The organism is Rhizobium giardinii bv. giardinii H152 (assembly GCF_000379605.1).
In the GTDB taxonomy this organism is placed as follows: Bacteria; Pseudomonadota; Alphaproteobacteria; order Rhizobiales; family Rhizobiaceae; genus Pararhizobium; species Pararhizobium giardinii.
Map to the genome: position 1 here is coordinate 79,345 of NZ_KB902757.1, position 14,961 is coordinate 94,305.

11 protein-coding genes are annotated in these 14,961 nt (G+C 62.4%); 7 read left to right on the forward strand and 4 right to left on the reverse strand.

Features of this window, described 5'->3' with window-relative positions:
• The first annotated feature begins 80 nt into the window (after positions 1-80).
• The 3 genes from waaA to lpxK all read left to right on the forward strand — a co-directional run bounded on the left by waaA (position 81) and on the right by lpxK (position 3,451).
• On the forward strand, positions 81-1,391 hold the full coding sequence (gene waaA / locus A3AY_RS0133480) for a lipid IV(A) 3-deoxy-D-manno-octulosonic acid transferase (RefSeq protein WP_018330029.1): 1,311 nt from the start codon (positions 81-83) through the stop codon (positions 1,389-1,391).
• Between the two features lie 19 nt (positions 1,392-1,410).
• Entirely contained in the window at positions 1,411-2,118 is a 708-nt protein-coding gene (locus tag A3AY_RS0133485) for an HAD family hydrolase (RefSeq protein ID WP_018330030.1), read from the forward strand.
• Positions 2,119-2,413: 295 nt separating this feature from the next.
• Positions 2,414-3,451, forward strand: coding sequence for a tetraacyldisaccharide 4'-kinase (gene lpxK, locus A3AY_RS0133490; RefSeq protein ID WP_018330031.1), 1,038 nt, complete (start codon positions 2,414-2,416; stop codon positions 3,449-3,451).
• Between the two features lie 12 nt (positions 3,452-3,463).
• Here lpxK and A3AY_RS0133495 read toward each other — a convergent pair whose 3' ends face one another.
• Together A3AY_RS0133495 and mutL are read right to left on the reverse strand one after the other, a co-directional pair.
• Positions 3,464-3,694 carry a DUF2093 domain-containing protein gene (locus A3AY_RS0133495; protein WP_018330032.1) on the reverse strand — a complete coding sequence of 77 codons (231 nt, stop codon included), beginning with the start codon at positions 3,692-3,694 and terminating at the stop codon, positions 3,464-3,466.
• 169 nt (positions 3,695-3,863) lie between these two features.
• Positions 3,864-5,663 carry a DNA mismatch repair endonuclease MutL gene (mutL, locus tag A3AY_RS0133500; RefSeq protein WP_018330033.1) on the reverse strand — a complete coding sequence of 600 codons (1,800 nt, stop codon included), beginning with the start codon at positions 5,661-5,663 and terminating at the stop codon, positions 3,864-3,866.
• A gap of 281 nt (positions 5,664-5,944) precedes the next feature.
• On the opposite strand from mutL, the gene A3AY_RS0133505 reads away from it, so the two are divergent.
• Together A3AY_RS0133505 and A3AY_RS0133510 are read left to right on the forward strand one after the other, a co-directional pair.
• Positions 5,945-7,681 carry a response regulator gene (locus A3AY_RS0133505; protein ID WP_018330034.1) on the forward strand — a complete coding sequence of 579 codons (1,737 nt, stop codon included), beginning with the start codon at positions 5,945-5,947 and terminating at the stop codon, positions 7,679-7,681.
• A 189-nt stretch (positions 7,682-7,870) separates the two neighbouring features.
• A complete protein-coding gene (locus A3AY_RS0133510; protein ID WP_018330035.1) occupies positions 7,871-9,232 on the forward strand; it encodes a putative bifunctional diguanylate cyclase/phosphodiesterase in 1,362 nt (453 codons plus the stop codon).
• On the opposite strand, the gene A3AY_RS0133515 is transcribed toward A3AY_RS0133510, so the two are convergent.
• Positions 9,196-10,170, reverse strand: a complete 975-nt coding sequence (locus A3AY_RS0133515) for a LysR substrate-binding domain-containing protein (protein ID WP_018330036.1) — start codon at positions 10,168-10,170, stop codon at positions 9,196-9,198. The two genes, A3AY_RS0133510 and A3AY_RS0133515, sit on opposite strands and share 37 nt — an antisense overlap.
• A gap of 90 nt (positions 10,171-10,260) precedes the next feature.
• Between A3AY_RS0133515 and A3AY_RS0133520 the strand changes: the two genes are divergently transcribed.
• Together A3AY_RS0133520 and A3AY_RS0133525 are read left to right on the forward strand one after the other, a co-directional pair.
• Positions 10,261-11,811: a trimethylamine methyltransferase family protein gene (locus A3AY_RS0133520; RefSeq protein ID WP_018330037.1), complete on the forward strand. Its 1,551-nt coding sequence runs from the start codon at positions 10,261-10,263 to the stop codon at positions 11,809-11,811.
• A gap of 31 nt (positions 11,812-11,842) precedes the next feature.
• Entirely contained in the window at positions 11,843-13,891 is a 2,049-nt protein-coding gene (locus A3AY_RS0133525; RefSeq protein WP_018330038.1) for an NADH:flavin oxidoreductase, read from the forward strand.
• Positions 13,892-13,946: 55 nt separating this feature from the next.
• Here A3AY_RS0133525 and A3AY_RS0133530 read toward each other — a convergent pair whose 3' ends face one another.
• Positions 13,947-14,555: a PRC-barrel domain-containing protein gene (locus tag A3AY_RS0133530; RefSeq protein WP_018330039.1), complete on the reverse strand. Its 609-nt coding sequence runs from the start codon at positions 14,553-14,555 to the stop codon at positions 13,947-13,949.
• Between the last annotated feature and the right edge of the window lie 406 nt (positions 14,556-14,961).

Genomic DNA, 14,961 nt, shown 5'->3' on the forward strand with positions numbered 1-14,961 from the left:
ACGATGGCTGTGCCCTCTAAGGCTCCCGCCGCAAACGCCAGGGTTTCCAGCCCGCAACGAGAAAGCGGGGACCACCTGTCATGAGCCGCGTGCTTGCCCGCCTGGCGCTGTCCAGCTACCGCTGGATCGGCACGGCGATCTATCCTCTCGTCTGGTCCTATCTTGCCGCCCGTGCGGCCAAGGGCAAGGAGGATTCCGCCCGCCGCCAGGAGCGCTATGGTCATGCCAGTGCGCCGCGCCCACAGGGGCCGCTGGTCTGGTTCCATGCCGCAAGTGTCGGCGAGACCACGGCGGTCATTCCGCTGATCAAGGAAGTATCGCGCCGCGGCATCGCCGTTGTCTTGACGACGGGAACGACGACGTCGGCTCGACTGGCCGCCGACCGGCTCGGACCCGGCGTCATCCATCAATATGTGCCGCTCGATTTCAAACCGGCCGTCGCCCGCTTCCTCGACTACTGGGAGCCGGATCTGGCGATCATCGCGGAATCGGAAATATGGCCGATGACCATCGTCGAGCTTGGGCAGCGCCATATTCCCCAGGTGCTTGTCAACGGCCGCCTGTCGGATCGCACGTTCGGCCGCTGGAAGAAGCGTCTCTGGCTCGCCGATGCACTGTTCGAAAACCTGGCGCTGGTCATTGCCCAGTCGGATCTCGATGCCGACCGTTTTCGCACGCTGGGCGCGCTGCCGGTCATGGTATCGGGCAATCTGAAGGTCGATACCGACGCGCCGCCACATGACGGGCAAGTGCTGAAGCACTACGCCCAGCAGATCCGCGACCGCAAGACCTGGGCTGCGATCTCGACCTTCGAAGGCGAGGAGAATGCCGCAGGCATTGTCCATCGGGCACTGAAGGAGCGCACCGGATTGCTGACGATCATCGTGCCGCGCCATCCCGAGCGCTGCGACGCGATCGAGGCGATGCTCAACGCCAAGGGGCTGACGGTCGCGCGGCGTACGCGCAACGACCCGATCACGCCTGAGACGGATATCTTCCTCGGTGACACGATCGGCGAAATGGGACTTTATCTCCGCTTGACCGAAGTCGCCTTTGTCGGCCGGTCGCTGTTTGCCGAAGGCGGGCAGAACCCGCTGGAGCCGGCGATGCTCGGCTGCGCCATCCTGTCGGGCGGTAGCGTGCAGAATTTCCGCGATACCTATCAGATGCTGGCGAAGAACGGCAGCGCCAAGATCATCCGTGATGTCGAGATGCTTGCCAAGGGGGTCAACTATCTGCTCGTCAACGACGAGGTGCGTCGCAAGATGATCGATGCCGGGCTTGAAACCGTGCATGAAATGCGTGGTGCGCTGTCGGCCACGATCAGGGGGCTTGAGCCCTATATCAATCCGCTGACGGTGAAGGCGCGGCTGCAGCCGCGCAGTGAGTGATTTTCCGGGGGACTGTCCGATGACGAGTGAGAAGGCGATATCCGGCATCCTCTTCGACAAGGACGGCACGCTGCTCGACTATGTCAAGAGCTGGGTTCCGGTGAATTACGAGGTGGCCAGCATCGCCGCCGATGGTGACCAGGAGCTTGCCCGGCGCCTGCTGGTAGCGGGCGGCATGGACCCCGATACCGGCTATGTCACGCCGGACAGTCTGCTGGCTGCGGGCAATACGGTCGAGATCGCCACCGGCATGGTCGCCGCCGGCGCGCCCTACACGGTGCAGGAGCTGACGGCGAAGCTCGATGGGCTCTTTTCCAACTCGGCCGCCTTTGCCGTCCCGGTGACCGATCTCGCCGCCTTCTTTGCCGGCCTGCACGCCAAGGGCTATCGGCTCGGCGTCGCCTCCAGCGACAATGAACGTTCGATCCGCGAAACGGCGAAGCGCTTCGGCTTCGATGGCTATCTGCACTACGTCGCGGGCTACGACAGCGGCTTCGGCACCAAGCCTCAGCCCGGCATGGTCCATGGCTTCTGCGCTGCGACCGGGCTTGAGCCGCATCAGGTCGCCGTTGTCGGCGACAACAACCATGATCTGCATATGGGCCGGAGCGCCGGCGTCGGCCTCACCGTGGCGGTGCTGACCGGGACCGGCTCACAGCAATCGCTTGCGGCGGCGTCCGATCATTGCCTCAACGATATCACCGAACTCGAGACCGTGCTGATCTGACGCCCGGCTTGACCTGCTCGCCGACTGGAACACCCGCATCGGCAGCCAGGGCGCGTTGCGGGCGATGTCGACCGCCTGGACGGCGAGTTGGACCTGCGACCGGATGGCCTTGGCGGAGGCGTCGCTCCTATCCGCTTCCACAAGGCGCCCCTGGCTTTCGCTGGTGTTGAGCGCGCGTTTCGACGTGTCGTAAGGCCTGTTCATTTGCCGTGGGCGCATATGGCGGTGGCTTGCAATTCCCGGCAATCTGCCGTTTTGTGTCGCCAGCCAAAGCGTGGGAGGCCTGGAAGGACTGATGGTTTCTGAAGCACCGCCGTTCTGGTGGACCAAAGCGGATTGGCGCGCCCGTGGCCTCTGGCCCTTCTCCTGGATTTATGGCCGCCTTTCCGGTTGGCGCATGGACCATGCGCGGCGTGCCTCCGTTCCGGTTCCCATCATCTGTGTCGGCAATTTCACCGTCGGCGGGGCAGGCAAGACGCCGACCGCGATCGCGCTTGCCCGGGCGGCCCGCCAGCGTGGCCTGAAGCCCGGATTTCTAAGCCGCGGCTATGGCGGTTCGCTCGACGTGACGACTGTGGTCGATCTCGCACACCACCGCGCCCGCGATGTCGGCGACGAGCCGTTGCTTCTGGCCCGCGAGGGCCTTGCCGTGGTCTGTCGCAGGCGCGTCGAGGGGGCACGTCGATTGGTGGCCGAAGGAGCTGATCTCATCATCATGGACGATGGGTTTCAGAGCGCCCGGCTGACTTTCGATTTTTCGCTGCTGGTGATCGACAGCCGACGAGGGATCGGCAACGGTTTCCTGATCCCCGCCGGACCTGTCCGCGCGCCTCTGGGCCATCAGATCCGCCACGCCTCGGCGCTTCTGAAGATCGGCAACGGTGAGCGCGCTGACGCGCTGATCCGCCGTGCAGCCCGCGCCGGCAAGCAGATTTACGAAGCCAATGTCACGCCTCTCGACGATGGCGGCCTGAGAGAGATGCCGGTTCTCGCCTGGGCGGGTATTGCCGATCCGGAAAAATTCTTCCGCACGGTGCGCGAGACAGGCGCGGTCCTCGCCGAAAGCCGCAGCTTTCCCGATCACCACCATTTTTCCGAGGACGAAATCGCCGATCTGCTCGATCACGCTGCAGCCAAAGGCTACCAGCTCGTGACGACGGCCAAAGACATGGTGCGGCTGGAGCGAGGCTTTGGCCGGGCTGCGGAACTGATGGAAAAGAGCCGGGTGATCGATGTCGAAGTCCGCTTCGACGACCCTGGTTCGCCGCGCAAGATCATCGATGCGGCGCTGACGGCCGCGCGGGCACGCAGGCTGCGCAAGGACAAGAAATAGCGACGGGGCGCCTTAGGATTTCTGGTTCGGCAGAATTCCGGCGCGCTTGTCGGCCTGGTACGACGCCTCCGCATCGGCATAGGGCTCCTGCCGTGCGACGCTCCAGTAGCGCAGTTCGTCAACGGGAATAGCGGCGCCGGTTACCGCGCAGGTAACATATGATCCGGGCAACACGATCTGGAAGTCGCCGTCGAGATAGCGAATCTTGGCTTCCCTGTGCCCGTTGCCCTCAAACCGGTTCATTGTCCTTCGACCTCGCATCTTCGTCGTCCGCTGTCACAATGCATTCCGGCCGGCATCCTTCCGGATGCATCCAAGGCCCTGGGCAACTGTGTATCCAAGCATCATCTGTTGTATTCATGCTCTAGCGCGCAAAACGCCAAAGTTCCAGAGCAATTGCCATGTCGTATCGTCAACTGCGTCCGAACAGCCGCTCGATGTCGGAAAGCTTCAGCTCGATATAGGTCGGCCGGCCGTGGTTGCACTGGCCCGAGCCGGGTGTTGCCTCCATCTGCCGGAGCAGCGCATTCATTTCCTCTGGCCTGAGCCGCCGGCCGGAGCGCACGGAACCGTGGCAGGCCATGGTCGCCGCCAGATAGTCGAGCCGGCTGGCGAGCCCATTGGCCGTGTCCCATTCGGCGAGCTCGTCGGCCAGTTGCCGCACCAGTCCGACGGCATCGATTTCGCCGAGCATCGACGGTGTTTCGCGGATGGCGACGGCGCCGGGGCCGAAACGCTCGATCCCCAATCCCAGCCGTGAAAATTCGGCGGCATGGCTCACCAGCCGGTCGCAATCGTCTTCCGGCAGATCGACGATTTCCGGAATGAGCAGTGCCTGTGCCGGGATCGGCCTGGAATTCAATCCCTTGCGCAATTCTTCGAAGACCAGCCGCTCATGCGCCGCATGCTGATCGACGATGACAAGGCCATCCTCGGTCTGGGCGACGATATAGTTCTCATGCAGTTGCGCCCGCGCCGCACCGAGTGGGTGGGACCTCTCGGGTTGGGATACGGTCATCGCTTCGGGTTCAAACGTTGGCGCGCGGGCGGATGGTGTTGCCATCTCGGCAAAGGCAGCCTGCGGCGCCTCGCCGAATCCGCGCGGCGGCGCATCGAATGCCATCGGCCGGTAGGGCGAGGCGGCAGCGCTCCAACCGCCATGCGGCCGCTGCGGTTCCGGACGGAACGCCCGCATCAAGCCGCTGGCGCCGGTCGTCGAGGCGCGGTCGCCATCCTGGGCCAGGGCCTGCCGGATCGCGCCGATGATCAGGCCGCGAATGAGGCCCGGGTCGCGGAAGCGGACATCGGATTTTGCCGGATGCACATTGACGTCCACCACATCCGGATCGACCGTCAGCGACAGCACCGCCACCGGATAGCGGCCTTGCGGTATGGTCTCGGCATAGGCCGCGCGCAGCGCCGACCAGATCAGCTTGTCCTGCACCGGGCGGCCGTTGACGAAGGCGTATTGCTGCAGCGAGTTGCCACGGTTGAAGGTCGGTACGCCGGCAAAGCCGGTCAGCCGCGCGCCTTCGCGTTCCGCATCGATTTCGATGGCATTGTCGCGGAAATCACGGCCAAGGACCTGGGCGATGCGGGCAAGCCGGTCGTCGCCGGTGGATGGAAATTCCAGTGTCGTCCGGTCTGAGCCCGACAGCACGAAGCGAACGCCCGGAAAGGCGATCGCCATGCGCCGCACCACGTCGGCGATCGCCGAGGCTTCGGCCCGTTCCGTCTTCATGAAGTTCAACCGCGCCGGCGTGGCGAAGAACAGGTCGCGGACCTCGACCACGGTCCCCTGGTTGACGGCAGCGGGCCTTACCGGCTGCAGCTTGCCGCCGATCACCGCGATCTCGGCGCCATGGCTTGCGCCGCCCGGGCGGCTGGCAATCGTCAGCCGCGCGACGGAGCCGATCGAGGGCAGCGCCTCGCCGCGGAACCCGAGCGTGCGGATGTCGAGAAGATTGTCATCGAGCTTGGAGGTGCAATGACGGCGCACGGCGAGTTCGAGATCGTCCGGTCCCATGCCGCAGCCGTTGTCGACGACCCGAAGCAGCGTCTTGCCGCCGCCCGCGGTGGCGATCTCGATGCGCGTTGCGCCCGCATCGAGCGCATTCTCGATCAGTTCCTTGGCCGCACTCGCCGGCCGTTCGATGACCTCGCCGGCGGCGATCTGGTTGATGAGGGTCTCGGAAAGTTGTTTGATGGGCATGGCCTATTGTCCGGGATTCGCCCCTGTATGAAAAGTACGTCGCGCATTCTATCCCCGGATGTGTCGAAAAGGGCATGCCCGATAAAGTCATGTGCGTTTAATCAGGCCTTAATACAAAGCTGCGACTTTCGCCGAGAACCTGAATGAGCACGGGTTTTGTCATTTGGTGCTTGTGGCGCAGCTGGCCGCCCGAGGCTTTCATTCCAAATACGGCCAACGAGGCACGTCCGTCAGCATGTCCCGCGAAAAAGAAGCCGCCAAGGTTATATGAGGGCTATGCAATGATCGATGTAGCGTCTTTCGGCGCGAACATCCAGAAATCGGTGCTCGAGGCGATGTCTGATGCGCTCGGCCTGGCTATTCTTGTCTGCGACAAGAATGATGAGATCATTTTCGCAGGCCGGCCCATTCTCCAGTTTTACCCCATCCCGGCGCAATTCCTGGAAACTGGAACGCGGCTCAGGGATTTTCTCGGCGCCGTCTTCGATTCCGGCGTCCGCAGCGGCACCGCTCCGGAAACGAGCCGCAGGCATTCCAATCGCGACGAATGGATTTCCGAGCATCTGTCCCACCATTGGCGCGAGCGCTTCGAAGTGGTGGAGCGCATCGGTCGCCACCGCTGGATCAGCCTGCGCAAGCGGCGGCTCCCCAACGGTCTTGGCATCGTCTCCATCACCGACGTTTCCGAGCAGAAAAAACGCGAAGAGCAGATACAGCTCGATCTTGAACGGATCGAATTGACCGAGGACATCCTCGATTGCATGCCCAATCCGATCTGCGTGAAAGACCGCAACCTGAACTATGTCGCCGTCAACAAGGCCTTCGCCGCAATCCATGGCTTGTCGCCGGAGGCCATCCTCGGGCGTTCCGTGTGGGACCTTCTGGAGCCGGAACTCGCCGAAAAATTCGAACGGACCGACCGCGCGACGCTGGAAACCGGAGCAGTCCATTGCCAGCCTGAGCAGATCGTCCAGGCCGATGGCGAAGATCTCTGGGTGGTCACCCGCAAGTTCCGCGTTGGCGGCCCGGGAAAATTTCTGCTGGTCACCTGCATGAACGACGTGACCGATCTCGTCGTCGGCTACGGCGACCGTGACGGCGTCACGACCGGCCGGTCGCCCCTGGATGTCAAGGATTACAACGCCTTCGTCCCGGCCCAGAATTGCTATGACCCCTTCCGATCGATCGATATGCAGCACCTCGTCGAAGCCGGTGCGATCATCGAGCCGGTGTCCGCGATCAGGCACCGGATCCTGCTGGTGACGTCGTCAGCTGTTCTCGAGCAGAACCTCGTGCCGCTGCTGCGTCGATGGGGCCTCGACGCATGTGCGGTCAGAACCAGAGCGGAACTGACAGCGTTCGAGGAGGTTTGCGCGGCCCGCGGTATCGAGATCGCGGCACTCGTTGTCGACGGCGCGATGCCTGAGGCGCACGATGTGGTCACCAACTGGACGGCATTGCCATCCTTGCAACTGGCAAAGAATTGGACAGCATGCGACCTGCGCGCAAGGGTGCTTGCACTTTGCGGTAAGGGCTCGGGCGGCGACGTTGCTTGTGCGGCCAGTGCCCCGGCCGATTGGGATATCATCGTGCCGGATATCGGGCCTGCCGGCCGGCCGGCGCCCGACGTCGAAGTCGTGGTCGCCGAAGACAACGAAATCAACCAGTTCGTCTTTGCCCAGATCCTCGAAGGGCTGGGCATATCCTACCGCATCGCCGCCAATGGCGAGGAAGCCGTGCGGCTCTGGCAGCAATACCGGCCGAACCTCGTCCTCATGGATGTTTCCATGCCGGTCATGAACGGCTTCGATGCGGCGCGCGCGATACGCGCGGCGGAAAAATCGGCCGCCTTCCAGACGCCGATCATCGCCGTAACGGCCCAGGCCCTCGACATCGATATCGACGAGAGCAAGGCGGCAGGCATGGACGATCACATCACCAAGCCGATCAGCCCCGACATGATAGAAGCCGTCTACCGCAAGTTCGTCGTCACCAGACCCGAACGTATGGCAGGCTGAAGTCCGGTCGAGCCCCGAATGACCGGGGAAGGAGGGCGCGCAGGGCAGATTTACCGAATAACCCGTGTCAACTCCCAAGAAATCGGGGAGGCACTGTGGAAACTGGTCAGGCGATGCTTTCGAAATCTTAACCCTCGCTGTTCATCGTCTATTCCTGACAATGCCTTAGAGCCAATCCGGGAATGCGTTATGAATTCTGCTGAAACGTCGTCTCAGCACATAAGCCAGAATGATCTGCATGCCATGGCCTATACCGATCCGCTGACCGGTCTTGGCAATGCGTATCGGCTGCGCGACAAGGTACGGCAAATCGCCGCCGACCGCGCGAGCGACCCGGCGCCCTTTACCATCGGCCTTGCCAACCTCGATGGGTTCAAGCCGATCAACGATCTCTTCGGGCCAAATGCCGGCGACGAAATCCTCTGCCAGGTTGCCAATCGGCTGCTTGCCTGCGTTCCCGATGGCGCGACCGTCATTCGTGCCGGCGGCGACGAGTTCGCCTTCGTGCTGCCGCTGGTGTTCGAGCGCAAGGCCGCCGAGAAGGTCGGCAACATGCTGAAGGAGGTGCTGTCGGCTCCCTTCGATCTCGGTGAACGCAACGTCCGCCTGTCCGCCTCCTTCGGTTTCGCCGTCTATCCCTTCGCCGGCGAGGAATTCGAGGATCTGCTGAAAAGCGCCGACACGGCACTCTACCGCTCGAAGCGCCGCGGCCGCGGGCAGATCACCGTCTATTCCCAGGAAATCGCCCAGGAGATGAAGCGCGCTACGCAGCTCGAACAGGCGCTGCGCAATGCCATCATCGCCGACGAGGTCGATGTGCATTTCCAGCCGATCGTCAATCTGGAGACGGAAACGGTGGCCGGCTTCGAAGCTTTGGCGCGCTGGTGCGACCCGGATCTCGGCTATGTTTCACCAGCCGTCTTCGTGCCGCTCGCTGAGGAACGTGGCTTCATCGATGCCCTCTCGGAAACGCTGCTGCGCAAGGCAGCCGAGACGGCGCTGCAGTGGCCGAAGGAGCTCTTTCTCTCCTTCAACCTGTCGTCGGCACAGCTGATGGACCCGTCGACAAGTGCCAACGTGCTGGCGATCATCAATCGCGTCGGCCTCGATCCTCGTCGCCTGGAACTGGAAATCACCGAAACCGCCGTCATGACCGATGCCGACGTGGCGCAGAAGATCGTGACCGAACTCAGGGCCGCCGGCGTTCGCATATCGCTCGATGATTTCGGCACCGGCCAATCCAGCCTCGGCCGGCTGCGCGATTTCGCCTTTGACAAGGTCAAGGTCGACCGCGCCTTTGTTTCACGCATTGTCGCCGATCGCGCGTCGGAACACATTGTCAAGGCGATCATCGCCATGTGCGACGGGCTGGAGCTCGAAGTCGTTGCCGAGGGGATCGAGAATTCATCCGAAGCGTCGAAACTGCAGGGTCTCGGCTGCGGCATGGGGCAGGGCTATTTCTATGGAAAGCCTGCCGACGCCGTCACGACGCTCCGTTATCTCGCGGAAAAATATCAGGAAGCCGTGCCGGCGCTGTCCCTCGCAATCTGAGGCCCGTCGCCTTCGCCGGCCAGCATTTCGCGGTGACCTTCCGCAAGCAGCCAGTCGCGCACCCGCCGGGCCTGATGGTTGAGTTCGCGCGAACGCGGCCAGACCACATAGAACGACAGATCCGTCTTCAGCACATGGTTGCCGACCGGAACAAGCGCACCGGACCGGACCTGCCGCTCGATCAGATGGTTCCAGCCGAGCGCAATGCCTTCGCCCGCAAGCACCGCCTGGATGACAAGCACATAGTCGTTGAGCGTCAGCCGCCGAGACTGGGTGGGATAAGACACTCCTGCGCTGGCAAACCATTCCTGCCAGCTATAGGCGCGCCGGACCGGCTCCTCCAGATGGATCAACGGGTGTTTCAACAGATCGGCGGGATGCTGCGGCATGCCGTGAGCCTCGACGAACGCGGGCGACGCCACGGCGCTGATCACTTCCGGTGCAAGCAGGGCCGTGTGATAGCGCGGCCAGTTGGCGGGATCGCCGCCGCCGCGCACGCCGAGCGGGATCGGCTCCTCTTCCAGATCGAGATCGCGCACGCTGGTCTGGATCCGCAGGTCTATTTCCGGCAGGTCTTCGCGCAGCTTGGTCAGCCGCGGCAGCATCCACATCGAGGCAAAGGCGGTGGAAGCCGCGAGCGTGACATTGCTCTCGCGCCGCTTCGCGCGGATATCCTCGGCGGACTTCTGAATCCGTGACAGCCCGAGCGACACGTCGGCGTGGAATTTCTCGCCGGCCTCCGTCAGCTGGACGGCACGGTGGACCCGGTGAAACAACGGCACGCCGAGCTGCTCCTCCAAGCCTCGGATGGCATAGGAGACTGCAGCCTGCGTCATCGCCAGCTCATGGGCGGCGCGGGTGAAATTCTGGTGGCGACCGGCCGCCTCGAAGACGATCAGGCTGGACGCGGAGGGGAGCAGGCGGCGCAAGGTTTCCATAAATTCAGCTTATATCATGTGTTGAATTTTTCCAGCGTTACAATGGCCTTTTTCACCAGTAGCCTCGACTGAGACAATGGGAGGCAATGGATGGAACCGCTTGTGGCAGACGCAGAACCGGCAAGACGCACTCGCGCGGCGCGCCCCGCGCGGCGTGACAATGCGGCAAAGATTGCGGGCGTTCCCTACATCGTCCGCAACATCCCGACCTATGATATTCTGGGCGAGGAAAATCTCGTCAAGATCGAGCGCGTCGCCGACCGGATCCTGTCCGAGGTCGGGATCGAGTTTCGCGACGATCCGGCCTCGCTCGATCATTGGAAACGGGCTGGCGCCAAGGTTGAGGGTGTGCTCGTCCGTTTCGAGCCGGGAATGCTGAACGAAATCGTTTCGACCGCGCCTGCGCAATTCACCCAGCATGCGCGCAACCCGGCGCACAATGTCGAGATCGGTGGCAGCAACGTCGTCTTTTCCCCGGCCTATGGCTCACCCTTCGTCATGGATCTCGACAAGGGCCGCCGCTACGGCACGCTGGAGGATTTTCGCAACTTCATCAAGCTCGCCCAGTCGAGCCCCTGGCTGCATCATTCCGGCGGCACGATCTGCGAACCGGTCGATATTCCGGTCAACAAGCGCCATCTCGACATGGTCTACAGCCATATCAAATATTCCGACCGGGCCTTCATGGGGTCGATCACGGCGGAAGAGCGGGCGGAGGATTCGATCGACATGGCGCGCCTCGTGTTCGGCCGCGATTTCGTCGACCGGAACTGCGTCATTCTCGGCAACGTCAACGTCAACTCGCCGCTCGTCTGGGATGGCACGATGACGAAGTCCCTGCGTGCCTATGCCCGCGCCAACCAGGCGGCGGTCATCGTGCCTTTCATTCTCGGCGGTGCCATGGGTCCGGTCACCAATGCCGGTGCGATCGCCCAATCCTATGCCGAGACGCTGGCCGGTTGTGCGCTGACGCAACTGGAGCGCAAGGGTGCACCGGTCATTTTCGGCAATTTCCTTTCCTCCATGTCGTTGCGCTCGGGCTCGCCCACCTTCGGCACGCCGGAACCCGCCATCGGCTCGATGGTCATCGGGCAATTGGCGCGCCGGCTGAAGCTGCCGCTGCGCTGCGCCGGCAACTTTTCCAACTCCAAGCGGCCGGATGCGCAAGCGATGCAGGAAGGTGTAATGTCGATGCTGTCGGCGGTGCATTGCGGCGCCAATTTCATTCTGCATTCGGCCGGCTTTCTCGATGGGCTGCTGGCCATGTCCTACGAGAAGTTCGTCATGGACACCGATTTCTGCGGCGCGCTGCATTCCTATCTCGCCGGTGTCGTCGTCGACGACAACACGCTCGCCATGGATGCCTTTCTGCAGGTCGGGCCCGGCAGCCACTTCCTCGGCTGCGATCATACGATGCGCAACTACCAGACGGCCTTCTGGGATTCGGCCCTGTCCGACAACGAGCCGTTCGAAAAATGGAGCGAGGAAGGCGGTTCGACCGACATGGCGACACGCGCCAACAAGCGGTGGAAAAAGACGCTGGCCGAATACGAAGTGCCGCCTCTGGATGTAGCAATAGACGAGGCGCTGACGGACTATATCGAGAGACGCAAGAACAGCATGGCGGATGCCTGGTATTAAGCCCGGGCATCGATCCTCCCAGGGAAACAGCATGACCCTTTCGAAAGACCCGCTGCTCCAGCCGTACCAGTTGAAGCACCTGACGCTGAAAAACCGGATCATGTCGACCGCACATGAGCCGGCCTATTCCGAAGACGGCATGCCGAAGGACCGCTACCGGCTTTATCACGTCGAAAAGGCCAAGGGCGGCATTGCGCTGACGATGACGGCGGGCTCGGCCATCGTCTCGGAGGACTCACCGCCCGCCTTCGGCAATCTCTACGCCTATTCCGACGAGATCGTGCCCTGGCTGAAGAAGATCGCCGACGACTGTCACGAGCACGGCGCCGCCGTGATGATCCAGCTCACGCATCTCGGTCGCCGCACCGGCTGGAACAAGGGTGACTGGCTGCCGGTTCTCAGCGCCTCTCCCGTTCGAGAGGCAGCGCACCGCTCTTTTCCCAAGGAAATCGAGGAGTGGGACATCGAGCGCATCGTCGGCGACTATGCGAGTGCCGCGCAGCGCATGCAGGCGGCCGGGCTCGATGGCATCGAAATTGAGGCTTACGGCCACCTGCTGGACAGCTTCTGGTCGCCCGCAACCAATCACCGCGACGACGAATATGGCGGATCGCTGGAAAACCGGATGCGCTTTTCCAACATGGTGCTGGATGCGGTGCGCAAGGCCGTCGGCCCGGATTTCATCGTCGGCACCCGGATGGTGGCCGACGAGCAGTGGGATATCGGCCTCTCGAAGGAGGAAGGCATCGAGATCGCCAAACGGTTCGTCGCGTCCGGCAAGGTCGATTTCCTCAACATCATCCGTGGCCATATCGATCACGACGCGCATTTGACCAATGTCATCCCGATCCAGGGCATGGCGTCATCGCCGCATCTGGATTTCGCCGGCGAGGTCCGCGCGGCGACGAAATTCCCGGTCTTTCACGCCGCCCGCATCGCTGACGTCGCCACCGCCCGGCATGCGATCGCCGAGGGCAAGCTCGACATGGTCGGCATGACCCGCGCCCATATCGCCGATCCGCATATCGTCAAGAAGATCATCGAAGGCCGCGAAGGCCAGATCCGTCCCTGCGTCGGCGCGACCTACTGCCTCGACCGGATCTATGAAGGCGGCGGGGCGCTCTGTATTCACAATGCGGCGACGGGCCGCGAGGCGACCATTCCGCACGTGATCTCGAAGACGAACGGTCCCATCCGCAAAGCGGTCGTGGTAGGCGCGGGACCGGCCGGGCTGGAAGCGGCGCGGGTGCTTGCCGAACGCGGGCATTCCGTCGAAGTCCTGGAGGCGACCGGCGAGGCCGGCGGGCAGATTCTGCTTGCAGCACGCAATCCGCGCCGCAGGGAAATGATCGGCATCGTCGATTGGCGCCTGTCCGAACTCGAACGGCTCGGCGTTCCCATTCATTACAATGTCTTTGCCGAAGCGAGCGATATCCTCGAACGCAAGCCCGATCTGGTCGTTGTCGCGACCGGCGGCATTGCGCAGAACCCGGTTCTCGAAGCCGGTGACGACCTCGTGGTCTCGAGTTGGGATATCATCGCCGGTGCGATCAGGCCCGAGGGGCCGGTGCTGCTCTATGACGACAATGGCGCTCACACCGGGATGACGGCGGCCGAAATGATCGCGGCGACCGGCACCGAACTGGAAATCGTCTCGCCGGAGCGCATGTTTGCGCCGGAAATCGGCGGCATGAACCATGTGCCCTATGCCAGGGCCTTTGCCGAGAAGAATGTCCGTGTGACGATCAACACGCGGCTGAAATCGGTTCGCCGCGAAGGCAATCATCTGGTTGCGGTGCTTGGCTCGGATTTCTCCGATGCAGCGTTCGTCGAGCGACGCGTTGCGCAAGTGGTGGTCGAGCACGGTACGTTGCCGATGGCCGATCTCTATCTGGAGCTCAAACCAATGTCGCGCAATCTCGGCGCCGTGGATTACAAGGCGCTGATCCGCCAGGAAAACCCGATCCGGATTCGCAATCGTGAAGGGCAATTCGATCTGTTGCGCATCGGCGATGCCGTGGCCAGCCGCAACATCCATGCCGGCATCTATGATGCGCTGCGCTACGGTGTGTTGTTCTGAATGAGAAACGGCGGCGCTCTCGCACCGCCGTTTCTTCTGTCCAACCGTAGAGCGGTTAGTTGTTGGTTGCAGGCTGTTCAGCCGGCTTCATGTCCGTTGCCGGCGCCGTGGACGACGTGGTCGTCGTATCGACCGGCGCATTGGCATTCTGTTCGGCTATCTGCTGCGACCTGGTCTTGAATTCCGGTGCGGCCTTCAGCGTTTCGGCAGTTTCCTGCGTGGTCAGCTTCAGGTCATCCGAATTCGGGACTTCGGCGACCGCGATGGTCTCGAGCGGAACGGCGACATTCTTTTCGCCGATGCCAAGGAAGCCGCCGACGCCAATCACAGCGGCCTCAACCGAGCCGTCCGTGGTGAAGATCACGTCGTTGATCTCGCCGATGCTCTCATCGGCAGCGTTATAGACCGTCTGGCCGATATAGGTGCTGGCCGAAATCTGGCCTTCAGCCTGTTCGGTCAGATAGCCGACAGCGGGAGCCTGCGCGGCCTGATCCAGCGGCTTCTTCATCGCGTCAGCCGGCTGTTCGCCGGTTGCCGGAGTTTCCATTGCCTGCGGTTCCGTTGCCGGCTTGGTGGTGTCTTGGGCGAAGCCGAGCGGCGCAAAAGCGGTTACGCCTGCAAAAAGTGCGCCTGCGGCGACGGAAGCTACGAGTTTCCTGGTCATGTCAAACCTACCTTTTCGTTCTTTGTCGATCAGGGCGCGGGGGGTCCAAAGCGTTTCCGCCGCACCGGTGATACCGAAGAAACGTTCAAGGCGTGCAGTGGTTCCTTAAAAAATATGCAACGCTTGATGGAACTTTTGCGCCGCTCTTGGTCGAACGTATGATGCCGGTGCAGAAAGCTTGGCGTCCTGACTTCGATGGGGAACTGGCTGTGCAGAAGGCGCCCTTATAACAAGGCGATGCGTGTGGCTTAATATGTTGAAAATATTTTAATGGGAGAATTTGCCAGCGCGATTGTCGCAAAATTCGATTTTTAGACGGCGCGAAATTCAATCACAACACTCTTTCTCTTTAATCGGGATATTAGCGACTACCCATTTATTCCGGGCGGATTCTGCCAATAGCGTC

Coding starts and splice junctions, on each gene's coding strand:
- waaA (WP_018330029.1), top strand. CDS start 81: ATGAGCCGCGTGCTTGCCCGCCTGGCGCTGTCCAGCTACCGCTGGATC.
- A3AY_RS0133485 (WP_018330030.1), top strand. CDS start 1,411: ATGACGAGTGAGAAGGCGATATCCGGCATCCTCTTCGACAAGGACGGC.
- lpxK (WP_018330031.1), top strand. CDS start 2,414: ATGGTTTCTGAAGCACCGCCGTTCTGGTGGACCAAAGCGGATTGGCGC.
- A3AY_RS0133495 (WP_018330032.1), bottom strand. CDS start 3,694: ATGAACCGGTTTGAGGGCAACGGGCACAGGGAAGCCAAGATTCGCTAT.
- mutL (WP_018330033.1), bottom strand. CDS start 5,663: ATGCCCATCAAACAACTTTCCGAGACCCTCATCAACCAGATCGCCGCC.
- A3AY_RS0133505 (WP_018330034.1), top strand. CDS start 5,945: ATGATCGATGTAGCGTCTTTCGGCGCGAACATCCAGAAATCGGTGCTC.
- A3AY_RS0133510 (WP_018330035.1), top strand. CDS start 7,871: ATGAATTCTGCTGAAACGTCGTCTCAGCACATAAGCCAGAATGATCTG.
- A3AY_RS0133515 (WP_018330036.1), bottom strand. CDS start 10,170: ATGGAAACCTTGCGCCGCCTGCTCCCCTCCGCGTCCAGCCTGATCGTC.
- A3AY_RS0133520 (WP_018330037.1), top strand. CDS start 10,261: ATGGAACCGCTTGTGGCAGACGCAGAACCGGCAAGACGCACTCGCGCG.
- A3AY_RS0133525 (WP_018330038.1), top strand. CDS start 11,843: ATGACCCTTTCGAAAGACCCGCTGCTCCAGCCGTACCAGTTGAAGCAC.
- A3AY_RS0133530 (WP_018330039.1), bottom strand. CDS start 14,555: ATGACCAGGAAACTCGTAGCTTCCGTCGCCGCAGGCGCACTTTTTGCA.